Source organism: Sinomonas sp., assembly GCF_051955515.1.
Taxonomy (GTDB): domain Bacteria; phylum Actinomycetota; class Actinomycetes; order Actinomycetales; family Micrococcaceae; genus Sinomonas.
Genome location: NZ_JBQCGQ010000318.1, coordinates 1 through 19,562, shown reverse-complemented (window position 1 = coordinate 19,562; position 19,562 = coordinate 1). Strand labels below are relative to the sequence as shown.

General features: G+C 69.1%; 19 protein-coding genes. 15 read left to right on the top strand and 4 right to left on the bottom strand.

The features are described from left to right. Positions 1-15 precede the first annotated feature (15 nt). From ACTHL9_RS18990 to ACTHL9_RS18970, 5 genes are all read left to right on the top strand, one after another. The gene (locus ACTHL9_RS18990; RefSeq protein WP_440520842.1) at positions 16-606 is read left to right on the top strand and encodes a type II secretion system F family protein; all 591 of its coding nucleotides are present in this window, start codon (positions 16-18) and stop codon (positions 604-606) included. Beyond that, positions 603-1,199, top strand: coding sequence for a type II secretion system F family protein (locus ACTHL9_RS18985; protein ID WP_440520841.1), 597 nt, complete (start codon positions 603-605; stop codon positions 1,197-1,199). Before ACTHL9_RS18990 ends, ACTHL9_RS18985 begins: the two co-directional genes overlap by 4 nt. Positions 1,200-1,319: 120 nt before the next feature. Beyond that, on the top strand, positions 1,320-1,664 hold the full coding sequence (locus tag ACTHL9_RS18980) for a DUF4244 domain-containing protein (protein ID WP_440520839.1): 345 nt from the start codon (positions 1,320-1,322) through the stop codon (positions 1,662-1,664). Further along, positions 1,664-2,053: a TadE family type IV pilus minor pilin gene (locus tag ACTHL9_RS18975; RefSeq protein ID WP_440520838.1), complete on the top strand. Its 390-nt coding sequence runs from the start codon at positions 1,664-1,666 to the stop codon at positions 2,051-2,053. The genes ACTHL9_RS18980 and ACTHL9_RS18975 overlap by 1 nt, the downstream gene beginning before the upstream one ends. Continuing rightward, on the top strand, positions 2,050-2,397 hold the full coding sequence (locus ACTHL9_RS18970; RefSeq protein ID WP_440520836.1) for an Rv3654c family TadE-like protein: 348 nt from the start codon (positions 2,050-2,052) through the stop codon (positions 2,395-2,397). The genes ACTHL9_RS18975 and ACTHL9_RS18970 overlap by 4 nt, the downstream gene beginning before the upstream one ends. 63 nt (positions 2,398-2,460) lie before the next feature. Here ACTHL9_RS18970 and ACTHL9_RS18965 read toward each other — a convergent pair whose 3' ends face one another. After that, entirely contained in the window at positions 2,461-4,821 is a 2,361-nt protein-coding gene (locus ACTHL9_RS18965) for a DEAD/DEAH box helicase (protein WP_440520834.1), read from the bottom strand. Between the two features lie 37 nt (positions 4,822-4,858). After that, the gene (locus ACTHL9_RS18960) at positions 4,859-5,545 is read right to left on the bottom strand and encodes a GNAT family N-acetyltransferase (protein ID WP_440520833.1); all 687 of its coding nucleotides are present in this window, start codon (positions 5,543-5,545) and stop codon (positions 4,859-4,861) included. A 117-nt stretch (positions 5,546-5,662) separates the two neighbouring features. On the opposite strand from ACTHL9_RS18960, the gene trhO reads away from it, so the two are divergent. Continuing rightward, complete coding sequence (trhO, locus tag ACTHL9_RS18955) at positions 5,663-6,562, top strand: oxygen-dependent tRNA uridine(34) hydroxylase TrhO (protein ID WP_440520831.1); 900 nt, start codon at positions 5,663-5,665, stop codon at positions 6,560-6,562. Here trhO and ACTHL9_RS18950 read toward each other — a convergent pair. Then, positions 6,552-7,103 (bottom strand): hypothetical protein, encoded by a 552-nt coding sequence (locus ACTHL9_RS18950; protein WP_440520830.1) that lies wholly within the window; start codon positions 7,101-7,103, stop codon positions 6,552-6,554. The genes trhO and ACTHL9_RS18950 overlap by 11 nt on opposite strands. Before the next feature lie 128 nt (positions 7,104-7,231). Here ACTHL9_RS18950 and ACTHL9_RS18945 point away from each other — a divergent pair, with 128 nt between their 5' ends. The 8 genes from ACTHL9_RS18945 to proC all read left to right on the top strand — a co-directional run bounded on the left by ACTHL9_RS18945 (position 7,232) and on the right by proC (position 16,919). After that, on the top strand, positions 7,232-8,062 hold the full coding sequence (locus tag ACTHL9_RS18945) for an aldo/keto reductase (RefSeq protein WP_440520852.1): 831 nt from the start codon (positions 7,232-7,234) through the stop codon (positions 8,060-8,062). 2 nt (positions 8,063-8,064) lie between these two features. Continuing rightward, positions 8,065-9,672 (top strand): DUF7059 domain-containing protein, encoded by a 1,608-nt coding sequence (locus tag ACTHL9_RS18940; RefSeq protein ID WP_440520829.1) that lies wholly within the window; start codon positions 8,065-8,067, stop codon positions 9,670-9,672. Between the two features lie 62 nt (positions 9,673-9,734). Beyond that, a complete protein-coding gene (locus tag ACTHL9_RS18935) occupies positions 9,735-10,415 on the top strand; it encodes an ArsR/SmtB family transcription factor (protein ID WP_440520827.1) in 681 nt (226 codons plus the stop codon). A gap of 102 nt (positions 10,416-10,517) precedes the next feature. Then, a complete protein-coding gene (gene topA, locus ACTHL9_RS18930) occupies positions 10,518-13,295 on the top strand; it encodes a type I DNA topoisomerase (RefSeq protein ID WP_440520826.1) in 2,778 nt (925 codons plus the stop codon). Then, positions 13,292-13,777 (top strand): SseB family protein, encoded by a 486-nt coding sequence (locus tag ACTHL9_RS18925; RefSeq protein WP_440520825.1) that lies wholly within the window; start codon positions 13,292-13,294, stop codon positions 13,775-13,777. Before topA ends, ACTHL9_RS18925 begins: the two co-directional genes overlap by 4 nt. Before the next feature lie 7 nt (positions 13,778-13,784). Next, on the top strand, positions 13,785-14,804 hold the full coding sequence (locus ACTHL9_RS18920; RefSeq protein ID WP_440520824.1) for a Ppx/GppA phosphatase family protein: 1,020 nt from the start codon (positions 13,785-13,787) through the stop codon (positions 14,802-14,804). After that, positions 14,801-15,661, top strand: a complete 861-nt coding sequence (locus ACTHL9_RS18915) for a sugar phosphate isomerase/epimerase family protein (protein ID WP_440520823.1) — start codon at positions 14,801-14,803, stop codon at positions 15,659-15,661. The genes ACTHL9_RS18920 and ACTHL9_RS18915 overlap by 4 nt, the downstream gene beginning before the upstream one ends. A gap of 427 nt (positions 15,662-16,088) precedes the next feature. Next, a complete protein-coding gene (proC, locus tag ACTHL9_RS18910; protein ID WP_440520821.1) occupies positions 16,089-16,919 on the top strand; it encodes a pyrroline-5-carboxylate reductase in 831 nt (276 codons plus the stop codon). Positions 16,920-16,931: 12 nt separating this feature from the next. Here proC and ACTHL9_RS18905 read toward each other — a convergent pair whose 3' ends face one another. Next, positions 16,932-18,464 carry an HD domain-containing phosphohydrolase gene (locus tag ACTHL9_RS18905; protein ID WP_440520820.1) on the bottom strand — a complete coding sequence of 511 codons (1,533 nt, stop codon included), beginning with the start codon at positions 18,462-18,464 and terminating at the stop codon, positions 16,932-16,934. 208 nt (positions 18,465-18,672) lie between these two features. Between ACTHL9_RS18905 and ACTHL9_RS18900 the strand changes: the two genes are divergently transcribed. Further along, positions 18,673-19,509, top strand: coding sequence for an alpha/beta fold hydrolase (locus ACTHL9_RS18900; RefSeq protein WP_440520818.1), 837 nt, complete (start codon positions 18,673-18,675; stop codon positions 19,507-19,509). Positions 19,510-19,562 lie beyond the last annotated feature (53 nt).

Below are 19,562 nucleotides of genomic sequence, written 5' to 3'. Positions count from 1 at the left end.
CGCCGCGGACAGGGCGTGAAGGCGAAGGGCCAGCTGGAGGATCTGCACGCTGTCGCCCTCATGGTCGCGCAGCTCTCTGCACTCCTCACCGCAGGGAGGGCGCCGTCAGAGATGTGGCGCCAGGCCGCGGAGCAGGCTGAGACAGATGAATCGGAGGCCATCCTCCGAGCGGCCGCTCGGGCTGCTTCCCTCGGACTGCCTGTGGCTGCGGCCATCCGCGAGGCCGCCGTGCATCCAGATCACGCTCGATCGCGGAAGGGGGAGACAGCGGTCTGGGAGGATCTGGCCGGATGTGTCGAGGCCGCCGAGACCACGGGGTGTCCTCTCGCAGTGGTGCTCGACCGACTCTCAGCCCACGTGGAGGACGATGCCGATGCTGCAGCTGCCCGAGCGACGGCGCTCGCCGGCCCAAAGGCCACCGCTCAGATCCTCACCATCCTGCCCGTCGCGGGACTCGTGGTCGGTGCCCTCATCGGCACTGATCCGCTGGGAGTCCTCCTCGAGACACCTCTCGGCCTCCTCTGCCTCGTGGCGGGGTCCGCCTTGGCCCTGATCGGCCGACTGTGGTCCGCTCGTCTCGTTCTCCGAGCGGCGGAGGCGCGATGAGTATGGGATGGGGGAGCGTCCTCGGGATGCTGTTCGTCGCACTCGCCGGCATTGCTGGAGCAGGTCTCTGGATCGACGGGAGCGGAAGATGGCAGCGCTTCGGTCTCATGGGCCGCTCCCGTGCTGATCTTCGCCGCAGGTCGTCGTCGATCACTGGTGAAGCCCAAGGCGGGAGAACGGCCCTGATCCTCGAGCTGATCGCCGCGATGTTGGACTCGGGGGCGTCCCTGCCGAGGGCCATGACTGTCGCCGCGGACGTCTTTCGACTCGGAGACACATCGATTGCGCGCGCCGGGGCGGCACTCGCGCTCGGCGTCCCCTGGGCAGAGGCGTGGCCACCGGCCACGGACGGTGATCGACTGGCCTGTGCGCTAAGACGGGGTCTCAGCTTTGCCGCCACCACAGGCGCCCCTTCGGCTCGACTCATGTCGGCGCACGCGAGGCTGCTACGGCGCGAACGGCACCGAGAACTCGAACGACGCGCTGCGACTCTCGGTGTCCGACTCGTCATTCCGCTCGGCGTCTGCTCACTCCCGGCATTCATCTGTCTGGGCGTGGTGCCGGTGCTTCTGTCGTTGGCTCCCTCTGGCTGAGCCCGATGACTCATGGAGATGAACGGAAGGGCGCCAATGAATCTGCATTCAGAATTCGAGCTGAAGGGGCTCGGGAGGCCGCGGCGGAAGGTCCGTCACGGCGCATGTAAGGGGGAAACCATGACAATCCGCGAGATGGCCAGTCCACCCGAGATGGCCAGTCCAGGAGAGGGAGCGGTGAGTTTCGAGAGGCATCCGAGCAAGCGCAACGAGTCACCCGAAGGCGCGCAAGTCGTGCAGCTCTACCCGAATGCCGCACCCTTCCGACCGGCTGACGCTCGCGTGGAAGAAGACCGCCCTGGAGACGTCCGACCGGCTGGCCAGGACGGCATGGCCACGGCCGAGTACGCGATCGCGACGCTTGGAGCGGTCGCGTTCGCGGGCCTCTTGGTGGTCATTCTCCGCAGTGACGAGGTGAGGGGCTTTCTCCTCAATATCATCCGGTCCGCACTCAGCTTGCCGTGATGCCCTTCCGCGCGGCAGCCCACGCTCGGGCCGCTCAATGCGGGCGACGCGGGGAACGCGGGGCGGTGACGGCCGAGCTCGCATTGGGCATTCTCGCGGTGGTCCCTCTGCTGGGATTCCTCGTGACGGGCCTTGCTGCAGGGATCATGCAGGTTCGGGCAGAGGAGGCCGTTCGGGCTGCCGCCCGGGAGGTCGCACGCGGAGAAACGTGGGAGGCCGCCTCCGCTAGGGCGCGCAGCGTTGCGGGGGAGGCGGCGGAGCCGTCCTTCTCGACGGACGGAAGCATCGTGACCGTGACCGTCCACATTCCGATTCCCGGCCCCATCGCCTCCGCAGCCGCTATGACCGCTCAGGCCTCGGCCAAGCTGCCCCTCGAGGAGACCCGATGAACGAGAGGGACCGAGGGGCGGGAACCGTGCTCGCTCTGGCCTTGGCCCTTGTTGTCGTGCTCTCGTGCGTGGCGGGAGCGCTCGTCGTCGAGGGATTCGCCGCGGCCGCAAAGGCCGCGAGGGCAGCCGATCTGGCGGCCCTCATGGCGGCCGACGTGGAGCGAGGCCTCCGACCCGGTCAGGCGTGTGCCGCCGCCGAAACCGTGGCTCGCCTCAACGGGGCCGCACTGGTCAGCTGCGAAATCGAGAGCCCCGGCGAGCGAGTCCGGGTGAGCGCCAGAGTCCCCATGTCCTCCGGGTGGGGGTCGGCCGAGAGAAGGGCGCGTGCAGGCCGGCCGCCATGATCTGACGGCCCATCACCTGAAGGACGGGTGACTTGAGGCGGCCCGTGACCTCACAGGCCCTGATCACCAGGGCGCGGGGCCCGCCGAAGCCTTCGTCCGCTCGGCCTCCTTGAGGAGGGCCCCGAGCAGGCGTATCGCGGACGCCTTGTCCAAGGGGTTGTTCTTGTTGCCGCATTTCGGGCTCTGAACGCAGGAGGGACATCCCGCTGGGCACTCGCAGGCCTCGATCGCCGCCTGGGTGGCCGAAAGCCATTCGCGCGCCCGCTCGAACCCGCGCTCTGCGAATCCGGCGCCGCCAGGATGGCCGTCGTAGACGAAGATGGTCGGCTCTTCCGTATCCGTGTGCAGTGCGGTCGAGACGCCGCCCACATCCCAGCGGTCACTTGAGGCCACGAGAGGCAGTAGGCCGATCGCGGCGTGCTCCGCGGCATGCAGCGCGCCCGGGAACTGCGCCTCGATGAGGCCGCCGGCGAACAGGCTCCGGGGGTCAATCGTGAACCACACGGCCTTCGTGAAGAGCTCCCTCGCCCCGAGGTCGAGCGGCTCTTCGCCCAGGACCTCATTGGAGATGAGTGCTTTCCGCTGGAAGGAGACGACTTGGGTGGTGACCTTGACCTCGCCGAAGTGGACGCCGACGGGCCCCCAGCCCTCCTGACGCTGCTCGCTGAGGACTTCGATCTGGGTGATATCGCGCGCAGTGGTGTAGTAGTCCGGGTTCACCCGGCGGACCACCACGCAGTGCTCCGCCTCGTTGAGCTCCTCGACCAGGTAGCTCGCCCCCTGATGCACGTAGATGGCGCCCTCGTGCGCTTGATAGTGAGTCTGCGGGGAGTCCATGGAACCGAGCAGCTGCCCCGTCTCGGAGTCGATGATCTGCACTGGCCCTCCGCCGTCCGAACGAAGGCTCACCATGCCCGCCGCGCTTTCGGGGTGCGTCCAGAACCAGCCAGAGGGACGCTTCCGCAGCAGTCCTTGGCGCTCCAGTTGGGCCAGGATGCCTTCGGTGGCTGGACCGAACAGTTCAAGGTCGGCCAGCGTGAGGGGGCGTTCGGCGGCGGCTGCGCACAGGTGCGGGCCCAGAACGTACGGATTGGAGGGATCGAAGACCGTGGATTCGACAGGGACGTCGAAGATCGCCTCGGGGTGATTGACGAGGTACGTGTCGAGGGGATCGTCGCTCGCCACGAATGCCGCGAGGGCTTCCTGGCCCGCGCGACCGGCGCGGCCGATCTGCTGGAAGAGGGACGCGCGGGTCCCCGGCCAGCCGGCGACGAGCACGGCATCGAGCCCGGAGACGTCGATGCCGAGCTCGAGCGCGGAGGTGCTCGCGATGCCCAGGAGCTCGCCCGACCGGAGCTTGCGCTCGAGCTCCCGGCGCTCCTCGGGGAGGTATCCGGACCGGTAGGCGGCGACTCTCGCCGGAAGGCTGGGATCAACCTCGTCGAGCAGGCGCTGAGTGATCGAGGAGATGGCCTCCGCGCCGCGCCGGGACTTGATGAAGGCGATGGTCCGAACGCGCGAGGCCACGAGGTTTGCCAGAAGATCAGAGGCTTCGGCTACTGCCGTCCTCCGCTGCGGGGCGCCGTTCTCGCCGCGCGCCTCCGTCAGTGCAGGTTCCCAGAAGGCGACTTCGGTGGCGCCATGGGGGGAACCGTCCTCCGTGACGGCCGAGACAGGCGCCCCGATGAGGCGCGAGACGGACGTCTCGGGTTCAGCGGTGGTGGCCGAGGCGGCGACGAACACAGGGTCCGAGCCGTAGTACTCGCACACGCGCCGGAGCCTCCGGAGCAGATTCGCCACGTGGGAACCGAAGACTCCGCGGTAGCTGTGCGCCTCGTCGATCACCACGAACCGCAGTCGGCGGAAGAACGCGGACCACCACGTGTGGTTCGGGAGGATGCCGAAATGGAGCATGTCGGGGTTCGCGAGGATGACGTTCGCGTGCTCCCGGATCCAGCGCCGCGCGCTGGCTTCGGTGTCGCCGTCGTAAGTCTCGGCGCGCACGGTCGGAAGCCGCAGGGAGCGGATCGCCGAAAGCTGGTCCGCCGCGAGGGCCTTCGTCGGCGAAAGATAGAGGACTACGGCGCCGTCGTCGTGGATGCGCCCGGGCTCGGAGAGCACGCGCAGCTCCGAGCGGTGGACGGCGTCGAGGGCAGGCAGCTGATAGGCGATGGATTTCCCGGAGGCCGTTCCGGTCGCCACGACCACGTGCCGTCCCGCGTGAGCGAGGGTCGCGGCCTCAACCTGATGGGTGTAAGGCTCCCGGACCCCGAGCCGCTGGTACGCCTCCAGGAGGTCTGGATGCACCCACCCGGGCCAGGGAAGGGTGCGTGCGGCGCGAGCAGGGATGAGTCGCACATGTCGCAGCTGCTCGGGATTGACGGTGCGTCCGAGGAGCGGGATGAGGGAATCGTGCTGAGCCACTCACAGCATTGTGTCAGGTCAGCGGCCTCGGCCCGAGTCAGTCGTTGAGCGACGGTCCGTCTGGGTTGTTCGGGTTCTTGAGCATGAGGACGCCCGAGACGTCGCTCCAGCCGAGGTGGTGGTAGAGGTGCTGGCCGTCGATCGAGGCGATGAGCAGGCCCTGGTCGGCGCCGTGTTCGCTCACGGCGGCCGTGAGAGCCCGCATGACGAAGGAGCCCAGACCCCGGCGCCGGAAGTTCGGCTCGGTCACGATGCGGTCGAAAACGGCGAAGACGTCCGCGACGGCGACGTGGCCGCTCGCGGCGAGTTCGCCGTCGTCCGTGACCACGGTAACCGTCGCAGATCGCTCCTCGATCTCGGTCTTGAGCTTGAGCTCGTCGTCGTTGAGCCACGGTTCCTCGACATCCTTGCCCTCGAAGTCCATGACCATGAGTTCCTGGTCGGCCCCGAGGACCGCGAGCCCCTGCTGGTCGGCGAGGGTGCGGAAGCGGAGGTGGTCGTCGGTCAGGACGGTGAGGATGCGGTCCCGGCTTCCCAGGGTGAACTCGGCGAGGCGGGCGAACTCCTCGTCCGAGGGGTCTGCCGCGAAGGTCGCCCAGTCGCCCGTCCGGTCAGCCAGCTGCGCGGCGGGGAAACCTCCCACGCTCTGCGTCCGGTAGTGGCGTGACGAGGCCCAGCCCTCCACCCACGTGGCCAAAAGATCCTTCAGCTCTGCCTCTGCCATAGGCATGACGATACCGGGATGGCTCGGCACTGATAAGCCTCGTGACGCAACTGTCACTCGGCGGCCACCCCATGGTCATACGGCAGGGGCTCCGGCGTCCTCGGTACCCTAGAATGCGTGGCTCTGCACCGAATCGTCCTTTTCTACTGCTTCACCCCGTTGGCCGATCCGGAGGCAATCCGGCTCTGGCAGCGTTCGCTCTGCGACGTCCTCGGGCTTCGCGGACGGATCATCGTCTCCGAACACGGCATCAACGCGACCGTCGGCGGCGAGCTGGGTGCGGTGAAGCGCTACCTGCGCGCCACGAAGGAGCACCCCGGCTTCCGCGAGATCGACGTGAAGTGGTCCGAGGGCGGTGCCGAGGACTTCCCGCGCCTCAGCGTGAAGGTGCGGCCCGAGCTGGTCTCCTTCGGCGTCCCGGAGGAACTCGAGGTCGACGACGACGGCGTCGTGGGCGGGGGCGAGCGGCTCACGCCAAAGGGCCTTCACGAGCTTGTCGACGCGCGTCGCGAGGAAGGGCGGGAGGTCGTCTTCTTCGACGGCCGGAACGCCTTCGAAGCCCAGATCGGCCGCTTCAAGGGCGCGGTGGTGCCCAACGTCGCAACGACCCGGGACTTCATGCGCGAGTTGGATTCGGGTGCCTACGACCAGCTGAAGGACAAGCCGATCGTGACCTATTGCACGGGCGGGGTCCGTTGCGAGGTGCTTTCGGCCCTTATGCGGCAGCGGGGATTCGAGGAGGTCTACCAGCTCGAGGGCGGGATCGTGCGCTACGGCGAGGCGTTCGGCGACGAAGGGCTGTGGGAGGGGTCGCTCTACGTCTTCGACCGGCGCATGCACCTCGAGTTCAGCGAGTCCGCTGCGACTGTCGGAACCTGTGCGCGCTGCTCGGCCCCGACGAGCGACTTCCACAATTGCGCCAACCCTGCATGTCGCGAGCTGACGCTGTTCTGCGCCGAGTGCGCCGCGGGCACGGAGGAGCTTCGCTGCCCCCAGGGATGCACAGTCAGCGCTTGACGATGCGGTAGGCGTACGCCGCTGGATCGTCGTTGACGGCCGCGGCGCGTACCTCGGCGATCGAATTCTCCGGGACCACGATGCTCCTCACCCAGACGCGCCCGCAGGTGTAGTCCGAATCGACGACCCCAGAGCCGGAGATCGTCAGGGACAGGTGTGCTGTCGCGGCTCCCCGGCACGCGTATTCGAGCACGAGCGTTCCCGTCGGTACGAACGCGGTGGCCAGGACCGGCTGATCGGGCCTGGCGATCCCATAGCCGAAACTGAACGAGAGCCCGTCGGAGTCAGGCAAGGAAGCCTCTGCCCAGCTCGTGAGCATCGATGCGCTCCATTCCTCCGGAGGCGGGTCCGAGGCGGCGTCCGACGGCGGCAGGAACCTCTGGCGCGGCAGACGGCTGGGCGTCGGGGCGGGGGCAGACGACGGCGAGCGGTCGCCGAGAGGGGGAAGGCCGTCGTCGTACGTGTAGGCGCAGCCCGCCAGCGCCGCAGCCGCCAGCAGAACCACGGCGCCCGTGGCCGGGCGCGGCCACCGGACCCCCATGTGCACCTCCTTGCGCCCCTGAGCCTGATCATCCGCCGCCAGTGCGCCCGGGCGCTAGCCCTTTCGCCGCGATAGCTTTGTTTCACAGCAACCATCCGACGAAGGAGACTTCCGTGGGCCAGTCCGCAGTGCGAAACGTGACGCTCAACAGCGGCGTGGAAATCCCACAGCTCGGCTTCGGGGTGTTCCAGGTGCCGCCGGCCGAGACCCAGGCGGCGGTGGAGGCCGCCCTCGAAGCGGGCTACCGGCACATCGACACGGCGGCCGCTTACCAGAACGAGTCCGGGGTAGGTGCCGCCCTCCGGTCTACGGGCGTCCCCCGCGAGGAGGTCTTCGTCACCACCAAGCTCCGCAATGGCGAGCAGAGCACTCCCCGAGCGGCCTTCGACGCGAGCCGGCGCGCCTTGGGCGTCGACGTCATCGACCTCTATCTCATCCACTGGCCAGTGCCGTCGCAGGACCTCTACGTCGAGGCGTGGAAGGAGCTCGAAGGCATCTACGAGCGCGGAGAAGCCCGGACGATCGGCGTCTCCAACTTCCTCCCGGATCATCTGGATCGGCTGCTGGCGGCAACGGATGTGATCCCCGCCGTCAACCAGGTCGAGCTCCACCCGACCTTCCAGCAGCGGGAGACCCTCGAGCGCACGCGCGCGGCTGGGATCGCGGTCGAGGCCTACAGCCCGCTCGGTCAGGGGCGCGACCTTGACGCCGAGGCCGTGGCCTCCGCTGCCCGCGCGCACGACGCGACTCCCGCCCAAGTGGTCCTCGCCTGGCATCTGGCCCACGGAACGATCGTTATCCCGAAGACCACGAGTGCCGACCGCATGCGCGAGAATCTCGCCTCGGCTTCCCTCGAGCTCGCCGAGGACGAGGTCGCCGGAATCGATGCCCTCGATTCCGGGGCCCGCATCGGCGCCGACCCGGCGACGGCGGCGTTCACGCAGATGCCGCAGGCGTGAGGATGGCCCTTCGCGTCGAGGCGCCCGAGGCCGGCGATCTCGGCCTGCTCCGCGCGCTCGCCGAGGATCTCGCGGCCCTCGGCTACACCGTCGAGGGCGTCGCCGAGCTCCTCGGCCCCGCGGCCCACAACGCCCTGTTGCGTGATCAGGCAGTGCCGGCCCTCGTCGCCACAGCGCGCGCCCTCGACGGCGACGACGACCGAGTGCGGGGGCTCGCCGTCGTCGTCCGCTTCTTCCTGCTGGGCCGGGCTGTGCGCCGGGATCAGCTGGGAGCGGCCTTCCCGAGAACAGGAGTTCGCGGCCTCGAGTCGCTCGGGCTCGCCGAGCCGGGCGGGGAGGACGACGGCGGCGGGGTGCGTGCCGCGGCAGACCTCCGGCCGTACGCGTGGGAGGATGCCGAGGCGGCGTCGGGGGAGGTCCGGCTGTGGGTGGCCTCGGATCTCGCCGCGCACCAGCGCCCGGGCGTCCTGCGGAAGGACCATGTGCTGGGGATCGGGCACGCCTCGACGACCCTCGTCCAGTCGACGGCCCGCCGACAGGTCGAGACCGCACTCGACCTCGGGACCGGCTGCGGAATCCAGACCTTCCACCTCCTGCGGCACGCGCGCAAGGTGGTGGCCACCGACGTCTCCGAACGGGCGCTCGCATTCACGCGGTTCAATCTCCTCCTCAACGCCGACGAGCTCGGAATCGAACCGGACCGCCTCGAGGAGCGCGTGGAGCTCCGGCTCGGCTCGATGCTCGAACCCGTGGCGGGGGAGAGGTTCGAGCTGGTGGTCTCCAATCCGCCGTTCGTCATCACGCCCCGCGCGGAGGGCGAGCGGGCGGAGGACCAGTTCACCTACCGCGACGGCGGCTTGCCGGGGGACCAGCTCGTCGCGGGACTCGTCCAGGGCCTCGGCGACGTGCTCGCCGAGGGCGGGACCGCGCAGCTGCTGGGGAACTGGGAAGTGCCGGAGGGCGCTGCGTGGCACGAGCGGGTTCGGTCGTGGCTTCCGGAGGAGGTCGACGCGTGGGTCGTCCAGCGGGAGCTCATCGGCCCCGAGCAGTACGCCGAGACCTGGCTCCAGGACGCGTCGGAGCAGCGCGACCCGGAGGGTTACGAGGGCGCCTACGCGGCCTACCTCGACGACTTTGCATCCCGCCGCGTGGCGGGCATCGGCTTCGGCATGATGTGGTTCCGGAGGCCCGCGGCCGGGCAAGCGCGGCTCGACCGGTTCGAGGAGCTCACGCACCCGCTCGAGCAGCCCCTCGGTCCTCATTGGCAGGCCGCGGTCGAGCGTGCTGACTGGCTGGCGGGGCTCGGGCCGGATGGCCTCGGAGCGGTGCACCTCCTCGTCCCCGACGACGTCACGGAGGAGCGGCATCAGCGCCCCGGTGCGGAACACCCCGGCGTCATCCTCCTTCGGCAAGGGGCGGGATTCCGGCGGACCGCCCTGCTCAGCACGGAGCAGGCGGGCTTCGTCTCCGCGTGCGACGGCGATCTCTCAGCCGGGCAGATCACCGCCGCCCTCGCGGCACTCCTGGGCCGCGACGACGAGGCGTTCACGCACGATCTGCTGCGTGAGGTGCGGGAATTGCTCGCCGACGGGTTCCTTATGAAGCCTTAGTTTGACATCCTTGGAGAGATGTGGCGTAAATAACAAGCGCCACCCCACGACGTAAGAAGCACATGACTGACAAGAAGCGCAGCCCGCGCACCGAGAATCCGGTGCGGATCACGGACCCCAAGGCAATCAGGGCACTCGCCCACGGAGCCCGGCTCGCTGCGATCAACGAGCTGTATTCGAGCCAGAAGAGCTGGACAGCTACCGAGCTCGCCGCCTTCACGGGCCTCACCCCCAGCGCCATGAGCTACCACCTTCGCGCCCTCAAGAAGTGGGGCATCGTGGTAGACGCTCCCAACGACGGAGACGGCCGCGAGCGGCGGTGGAAGGCCGCCGGGACGGACCTGAACCTCGACACCGCCACCACGGGCCAGACCCCTGGCCTCGCGATCGTGGACATGGAGCTCGACGCCCTCCGCAAGCGGATCGCGAGCCACGCGAAGCACCGGGACGCTGCACGGCGCCGGGGCGAGCCGGACGAGTCGCCCGTGATGATGGTCTCCGGGAATGTGCTCAAGCTGAGCCTCGAGCAGCGCGCCGAGTTCAAGCGGCGGATGTCGGACCTGCTGGACGAATTCGATCGGGCCTCGGAGGAGGCAGAGGACAGCTCGGACGGCGGGCCCGGCGTCGAACGGATGTACGTGCTGTGGTCGATGCTTCCGGAAGTCCGGGAAGCGGCGCCTGCTCCCGGCCGTCCCGCGGCGCACCGGGCGGCGGTGAAGGAACCGTCGGGCAGGACCGCCTGAGGCGGTTGTCCACAGGCGCGGGCTCCACTTGCGCGTGCGGCGCCGTCGTATGGTGAACTAGGGACTTGCGCCCAAGCACCTGTTGTTGTCCTGAGGAGAAGCGTGGCCACGAAGGCTAAAACCGGCAAGAAGCTCGTGATTGTGGAGTCGCCGGCCAAGAGCAAGACCATCGCCCAGTATCTGGGCGAGGGCTTCGAGGTCGACGCATCGATGGGCCACATCCGGGACCTGCCCCAGCCTTCGGACCTCCCGGCGGAGCTCAAGAAGAGCTCGGTGGGAAAGTTCGCGGTGGATATCGAGCATGGCTTCGAGCCGTACTACGTGGTGTCGCCGGAGAAGAAGAAGAAGGTCGCCGAGCTCAAGGCCAAGCTCAAGGACGCGGACGAGCTCTTCCTCGCCACTGACGGTGACCGCGAGGGCGAGGCCATCGCGTGGCACCTGCTCGAGGTGCTCAAGCCCAAGGTGCCCGTGCACCGCCTCACGTTCCCGGAGATCACGAAGGAAGCGATCCAGCGCGCCATGGCGGAGCTGCGCGACGTCGACGAGTCCTTGGTCGACGCCCAGGAGACCCGCCGCGTCCTCGACCGCCTCTACGGCTACGAGATCTCGCCAGTCCTGTGGCGGAAGGTCGCTGGCGGCCTTTCCGCGGGACGCGTTCAGTCCGTGGCCACCCGCCTCGTCGTGGAGCGGGAACGCGAGCGCATGGCCTTCCGGGCTGCGGACTACTGGGATCTCCTCGCGACCCTTGCGCCCCGGGCGGGAGCGGACGACGACGGCGCCGCCCAGCGCTTCCAAGCCCGCCTCACGAGCGTGGACGGGAAGAAGGTCGCCTCCGGTCGCGACTTCGACGACCGCGGCAGGCTCACTGCGAAGAACGCGGTGCTGCTCGACGAGACGGCCGCGCGCGCTCTGGCTGCGGGCCTCGCAGACGCCCCATTCTCGGTGCGCTCGGTCGAGGAGAAGCCCTACACCCGCCGGCCCGCGGCGCCGTTCACGACGTCGACGCTCCAGCAGGAGGCGGCGCGCAAGCTGCGCTTCTCGGCGCGGGTGACCATGCAGGTGGCCCAGCGGCTCTATGAGAACGGCTACATCACGTATATGCGTACGGACTCGACCGCGCTGAGCGATCAGGCCGTGAGCGCAGCGCGCCGTCAGGCCTCCGAGCTGTACGGCCCGAACTTCGTGCCGTCGCGGCCGCGTGTCTACGCCTCGAAGGCCAAGAACGCCCAGGAGGCGCACGAAGCCATCCGTCCCGCAGGGGACTCCTTCCGCACGCCTGCGCAGGTCGCGAACCAGCTGCGCGGGGACGAGTTCCGGCTGTACGAGCTGATCTGGAAGCGTACCGTCGCGTCCCAGATGGAGGACGCGAAGGGGTCCACCGCTACGGTCCGCCTTGGCGGCGTGGCCGCTTCCGGCGAGGCCGCGGGCCAGGATGCTGAATTCTCCGCCTCGGGCACGGTCATCACGTTCCGTGGATTCCTCGCTGCCTACGAGGAGGGCCGCGACGAGGTGCGCGAGGACAGCGAGAACGGCTCGGCCGGATCCGCGGGTTCGGGCGACGGCGGCCGCCTCCCCGCCCTGACGGCGGGCCAGCCCCTCGACGCCCTCGAGCTCACCGCGAACGGCCACCAGACGTCCCCGCCCCCGCGCTACACCGAGGCCTCGCTGGTCAAGACGCTCGAGGAGCGCGGGATCGGCCGCCCGTCAACCTACGCCGCGACGATTTCCACGATCATGGACCGCGGCTACGTCCGTTCTCGCGGCAACGCGCTCGTGCCCAGCTGGATCGCGTTCTCCGTGGTCCGCCTGCTCGAGGACTATTTCCACGACTACGTCGACTACGACTTCACGGCCGAGATGGAGGAGGATCTGGACCGGATCGCGGCCGGCGAGCAGGCCGGCTCCGACTGGCTCAGCGAGTTCTACTTCGGCGGCGAGGGCAAGCCCGGGCTCACGACCATCGTCAGCGGCCTCGGTGAGATCGATGCTCGCGAGGTCAATTCGGTGGAGATCGCGCCGGGGATCGTGCTCCGCGTGGGCAAGTACGGCCCGTACCTTGAGAAGCCGCTCCCGGAGGGGGCGCCCGAGGGCACGGTGCCGGAGCGCGCGAACGTCCCCGAGGACTTGGCTCCGGACGAGCTCACGGCGGACAAGGCCCGTGAGCTCATGGAGAATTCCGGTCCAGAGGAGCGCGTTCTCGGAGACGATCCCCTCACCGGCCACACCGTCGTCGCCAAGAACGGCCGCTACGGGGCCTACGTCACGGAGATCATTGCCGAGCCGACCCCGGAGCAGCTCGCGGCGCAGCCGGTCGAGTACTACAAGAATGGCAAGCCGAAGCCGCCCAAGAAGCCTGCAAAGGTCAAGCCCCGCACCGCCTCCCTCTTCAAGTCGATGAGCATCGACACCGTCACCCTCGACGACGCACTCAAGCTCATGAGCCTTCCACGGGTCCTCGGCAAAGACGAGGAGGGCAACGTCATCACGGTGCAGAACGGGCGATTCGGGCCGTACCTCAAGAAGGGCACGGACTCCCGGTCGATCGGGAGCGAGGAGGAGATCTTCACGATCACCCTTGAGGAGGCCCTGAAGATCTACGCCCAGCCGAAGACGCGCGGGGGCCGGACCGCAGCCCCGCCCCTCGCCGAATTCGGGGACGACCCCGAGTCCGGCAAGCCCATCGTGGTGAAGGAGGGCCGCTTCGGTCCGTACATCACCGACGGGGTCACCAACATCACCGTGCCGCGCGCCACGCCGCTCGAGGAGCTCACACGGGAGCGTGCCGTCGAACTCCTTGCGGAGAAGCGCGCGAAGGGGCCGGTCAAGAAGCCAGTGCGCCGCGCCGCGGGGGCAACCCGGGCCAAGGCGGCAGCGAAATGAGCACTGACGAGATGAACCCCGAGAAGACGCCCGCGCACCTTGATCCGCGTCCGCTCAACGACCTCGAGGCGGCGCTCGACGCGGCATCCAAGGGAGCGGCGGACAGCACGGAGCCGGTACTGGCGTTCCTGAACAGCCTCGTGCGCCTCCTCGTTCCCGAGCCGGTCCCGGGCCAGACCGAATACGTGGAGCCGCTCGTGCTCACGAACGCAGACGGCAAGCCCCTCGTGGCGGCCTTCACGGATGAGACGCGCATCCGGCCCGACTTCCTCGACCATGCGCCGACGGTCGTCACAACCCAGGGCGCGGTCCTCCTGCAGAACCTCGGTTCGGAGCTCGGGATCGTCCTGAATCCGGGAAGCGCGTTCGGCTTCGAACTCGCAGCCGATCAGGTCGCAGCGATCCTCAAGGATTTCCGGCCGGCAACCCAGGACGAGATGGACAGCGCGGCCGAGCGTGACTCAGAAGAGGGCGGGGAATAATAGGCACATGCGTCTAGGCGTCCTCGACATCGGTTCGAACACCGTGCACCTCCTCCTGGTGGACGCCCATCCCGGCGCGCAGCCCGTCGCGTTCGCCTCCCACAAGCGGTCGCTCTCCCTGGTGAAGCACCTCGAGGATGATGGCAGCATCAGCGACAAGGGCCAGCAGGAGCTCATCGACTTCGTCCACGAGGCGTGGGACTTCGCCGGCCGCCATGACGCCGAGGATCTGCTGGCGTTCTGCACCTCTGCCATCCGGGAGGCCGAGAATGGCGAGAGCGTCATCGAACGGATCCACGGCGAGACGGGGGTGACGCTCCAGGAGCTCACGGGCCGCGAGGAAGCCGCGATGACGTTCTTCGCCGTGCGCCGCTGGTACGGCTGGGGGAGGGAGAAGATCCTGTCGCTCGATATCGGCGGAGGATCGTTCGAGATGGCGATGGGCAACGACTCGCTTCCCGACGCTGCAGAGTCCGTCCCGCTCGGGGCGCAGAGGCTCACGCGCGATTGGCTCCCCGAGGATCCGCCAAGCGCCAAGAGCGTCAAGGAGCTTCGCCGCTACATCCGCTCGACCCTCAAGCCGGTGGTGCGAACGTTCCAAGACCTCGGCAGGCCCACGCTCGTGACCGGGACGTCCAAGACCTTCCGGTCGCTCGCCCGGATCGCCGGGGCTGCCCCCAGCGGCGCCGGGCCGTACGTCCGGCGCGTGCTGAAGAGCACGGATCTGGGGGTCTGGACGCAGAGGATCTCCGCCATGTCCTCCGAGGACAGGGTGCATCTCCCGGGCGTCTCCGAGGCCCGCGCTCTCCAGCTCCTGGCCGGCGCGCTCGTGGCGGAGGCGGCCATGGAGCTGTTCGAGGTCGAGGAGCTCGAGATCTGCCCTTGGGCCCTCCGGGAAGGACTCATCCTGCGTCGCCTCGACCAGCTCGTGTTCGACGGACCCCTCGCCCCGCCTGAACATATCCGACCGATCGAGAGCGAGCGGCGGCGCAGCGCGATGCAGCACCCGGCCTGGAGCGCGCGATGAGCGAGGCGAGCCTGCCCGAGTGGCGTCAGGCGCACGGCATGCCCGAGGTCCCGGTGGCCCTCTCGAGCGCATCCGTGTACCCCCTGAGCGTCCATGATGCGTTTGCGTGCGCCGCGGACCTCGGTTTCGACGGCGTCGAGGTCATGGTCACGAACAACTCGACGAGCCAGGAATCGGACGCGCTGGTGCACCGGTCCGAGCGCTACGATCAGCCCATCGTGTCCATCCACGCCCCGACCCTGCTCCTCACCCAGCAGGTCTGGGGCGGGGCGTGGAGCAAAATCCGTCGCTCCTGCCAGATGGCGCGCGAGGTCGGCTGCGACACCGTGGTGGTGCATCCGCCCTTTCGGTGGCAGACCGGGTACGCGGACGGGTTCTCCATCGGAGTCCGGGACCTCGCGGAAGAGTACGAGGTGCACATCGCTGTCGAGAACATGTACCCGTGGCGCGTCCGCGGCCGCGACGCCCGGGCATATCTTCCGCACGGGGATCCGGGAGGGCAGGGCTACCGGGACGTCACATGGGACTTCTCGCACGCCGCCACGGCACGGGAGGACAGCCTCGAGGCGCTCAAGGCGCTCGGCCAGTCACTGCGCCACATCCACCTCACTGACGGATCGGGCGCGTCCTTCCGAGACGAGCATCTTCTGCCCGGCGAGGGAACGCAGCGCGTGGGCGAGTGCCTCCAGTACCTTGCCGATTCGGCGTTCGAGGGGGTGGTGGTGGCCGAGATCAGCACGAGGAAGGCTCGGGAGGTCGGGGAGCGGGAGCAGATGCTCGCCAAGACCCTACAGTTCGCCCGGCACCATCTCGGTCAGCTCGCGGGCAGGAGCGGGGCGCAGCAGAGCGCCCGGTAAAGATCCTGGGAAGCTCGGTAAGAACCGGGAGAAAAGCGAAACGCCGGCCCGGCAGGAGATCTTGGGGGGATATCGCCTGCCCGGCCGACGCTCTGGTCCGTCCGGCTAACCGGCCGGACCCATCACTCGCACCTAATGAGTGCGTCCACTATGGCAACGGAGCCTGAGAGAAACCCGGAGCGAACCTGAAGGAAAGCTGGGAAAATAAGGCGTTGGGAAAAGAGTAAGGCGCTGGCAGTGCGGGGAAGGTGGGGGACCATGATCCGCAACTGCCAGCGCCGTGCGACCGCTTGGGGAAGCGGCCGCTCCATCACTCGCACCCTGTGAGGTACCAACTACGTTAGGGGCCGATGTTGTGAGTAGGCCTCGGCGTACGTGTGAAGAAGCTGGGAATGCGCGCAGGGGCGGTGGCTGGCAGGATGGGCGCATGACCTACAAGATCGCCTTCCTGGGCTGCGGTTCCATGAACGAGGCCATCATGGCCGGGCTGCTGGCCGCGGGCATACCCAAGACGGAAGTCACGGCGACAGTTCGTCGTCGGGACCGCGCCGCGGAGCTTGCCAAGCGCTACGGGGTCACCGTCATGGCTACCGGCGAGGAAGACGATGCCAATCAGCAGGCGGTGCGCGGTGCGTCCCTGGTGATCCTGGGCGTGAAGCCGGTGGGCATCGCAGATCTCGCGCGCGAGATCGCCCCGGTGCTGCCGCCGTCGGCCGTCGTCGTGAGCGTCGCCGCCGCCGTGTCCATCGCGCAGCTCGAGCGCGCCCTCCCCGAGGGGCAGCCGGTCATCCGGACCATGCCCAACACGCCCGCGCGCCTTGGGCGGGGGGTGGTCTCGATCTCCGGCGGAACCTACGCGACGCGTGAGCACCTTGAAAAGGTCAAGCAGCTCTTCGACAGCTTGGGGCTTGTGGTCGAGGTCCCCGAGGACCAGGTGGACGCGGTGAGCGCGGTGAGCGGGTCTGGGCCCGCCTACGCGTTCTATCTCGCCGAGGCAATGGCCGACGCCGGAACTCGGCTTGGCCTCGATCCCGAGCTTTCGCTGCGCCTGGCCCGGGAGACCGTGGTGGGCGCGGGCTTCATGCTCGCCGAGCCGGGCGCCGACCCCGTCGCGCTCCGGCGCGCGGTCACAAGCCCGAATGGCACGACCGAGCGGGCAATTGCGACGTTCGACGAGCGCGGCCTTCCGAACATCATCGCGGACGGCGCTCGGGCCGCGGCAGAGCGCTCAAAGGACATCACCCGCGAGCTCGGCTGAGTCGCGCCCTCGTCACAGGAGATCGTGCTCGACGGCGAACAGGGTGGCCGCTGCCCGGGAAGAGACATCGAGCTTTTCGTAGATGTGCCGCACATGGTGGTCGGCGGTGCTCGCCGAGATGACAAGCGCAGCCGCCACCTCCTTCTTAGAGGCTCCGCGGCAGATGAGCCGCAGCACCTCGACCTCACGGTCGGTCAGTCCTGCCGGCCACGCCGCGCGGACGCGGCGGGCTCGAAGGCCGGCTGCGGCGAGGACCGCTTCGACCGCTTCGGGATCGAGACGTCGGGGTGCCATGCCCGCCAGCGCGTCGGCCGCGAACGGCAGTCCCGGGGCTTCGCCGGCCGCTGGTCTCAGGAGGAGCTCCCGGAAGGCCGCGGCGGCAGCGAGGATGCGGGATTCCCAGGGAAGGTCGGCCGCAGAGGCACCTCGGTAGTAGCCCGACCCGTCCAAGCGCTCATGGTGCGACCCGGCGTGGCGGGCGAGGGGCGCCGTCGTCGGCACTCTCGCAAGGATGCGCTCGCTGTAGTAGGGGTGGAGCCTGAGCCGTTCATCCTCGGCGGGCGACGCCGCGGCTCCCCGGGGGCGGCCGGGGATCGCCACCCTGCCGAGGTCTTGCACCAGCCCGGTGCGCCGCAGCAGGTCGGCATGCGCGGGGCTGGCTGCGGCGGCGAGCTCGGAGACGTCCCGCGAGAAGCCCGCGCGGCCGGGTTCTTTGAGGTCCGCGAAGTCTGCGAAGACGGCGAGCACCTCGTCGAGGCGTTCGGCGGGGACGACGGCGGCCGGCTGGGGCTCGCTGGCGAGGGCGAGATCCCACGGCGCTTCGGAGCGCGCCGACGACAGAAGCTGGTCGAAGTGGCGTAGCGCAGCGGCGGCCAGAGCCGGATCGTAGGCTTGCCCGGCCCGTTGCCTCAGCGCGAATCGCGCGGTGTCCGGGCCGCTCAGCCGGGTGATCACCTCGACATCGCGGGCCACGGTGACGGCGCGCGCCGCAAGCGGGATGTCCTCTCCCCTGAGTCCGTTCGGGAAGCCCTGACCGCCCCATTGTTCGAATGCCGAGGCGAGCGCGGCGCGGGTTCCGGCCGGGAGCCCGAGCCGCAGCGCAAGCATCTCGGCCGCCTCGCAGTGCGCCCGAACGCCCTCCCGCATCCGCTGCGCACCCGAGGCAAGGAAGCCCGCCGTGAGTGACGCCCGCTGCGGGAGGCCCATTCCGGTTCCTAGGGACGGCAGGACGCCCCGCAAGAACTCGACCGGCCCAGCGCCCAGCACTGGCGCGATCGCCACCCGGAGCGCGATGTCATTGCCCGAGAGCTCCGCAGCTTCATGGGCGTCCGCCGTGCAGCCCAGAAAGCGCAGGAGCGCCGTGTAGTAGATCTCGGGAAGGACGTCCTTCCCTACGCCTGCCGCCTCCGCCAGTTCGAGCGAGACGAGGCACGTCCGCAGGCCCTGTTCGAGCGGCTGGCCCATGCCCAGATCCGTGGCAAGGGAGATCGCAGCCATGAACTCGGCGAGGCGCAGTGGTGGCGTCGCGGATCGATCATGGGTCAAGGAGTGCGTCCTTGATCCCGCGGTTCGGCCGTTCGGCGGATGAGCGACGCGTGGCCACGGCTCCCGCCCCGAGGAACGTCCTCCTCATCAATCGCATGGTTCAATGCTTGCACTGTTTCAATTCCAGGGCTGAGCGGTGTCGTCCGTTTCCGGAGAATAGCGTGATCGCGCGATGCGGCAACCCGCGCTCGAATCGCATGCTGAGGTCATGAGCATGAACAGCACCCAGCGTCAGCACCGCGCCATCCTCCTTCCGGGCAGCGTGCTCCCGGCCGCACCCGCGTACGGTGCGCTCATCGCGGCCCTCGGCGAGGGCGTCAAGGCAGTGGCCAAGGACCTCGAGGTCTACTCCGGGCCGACACCGCCGGCCGACTACAGCCTCGACACGGAAGTCGCCGGGGTCCTCCGGACGGCCGAGACGCTCGGTTGGGAGACCTTCCATCTCGTGGGCTATTCCGGTGGAGGGGCCTCGGCGCTCGCCTTCGCCGCGAAGCACGGAGAACGGCTTGAGAGCCTCGCGCTGCTCGAGCCGGCGTGGGCCGGGACCTGGGGGTGGAGCGAGGCGCACCGCCAGCTGTGGGAGCGGTACCGCGGGTTGGACGGCCTGCCGCCGGACGAGTTCATGGCCCAATTCGTCGAGCTCGGAGTCCGTCCCGGTGTCACCGCGGGGCTGCCGGTGCGAGGAGGCGAACAGCCGCCCTGGATGGCGTTGCGCCCCGCAGGCATCCGGGCGTTCGTCCGCACCTTCCAGACATACGAGCTGGACCGGGACGCGCTCGCCCGCTTCGCCAAGCCGGTCTACTTCGCGCTCGGCGCCCTCTCAAACCCTGACGATTACGGCGAGATCGCCGAGCGGCTGTCGGGAGTCTTCCCGGACTTTCGGCTCGAGGTGTTCGCGGGACGTCACCACTTCGACCCGCCGCACAGGGTTGAGCCGGAGCGGGTCGCCGCCTCGCTTCGGGGGCTGTGGGCCCGCGCGGACGCTACGGCATCTCCCCTTGCGCCGCCACCTCCTCTTGCGCCGTCAACCCCGCACGGGTGGTAGCCAGGGGGGGTGGCGGGGCCAGGGGGGGGGGGCGCCACCAGGGGGCGGGGGCT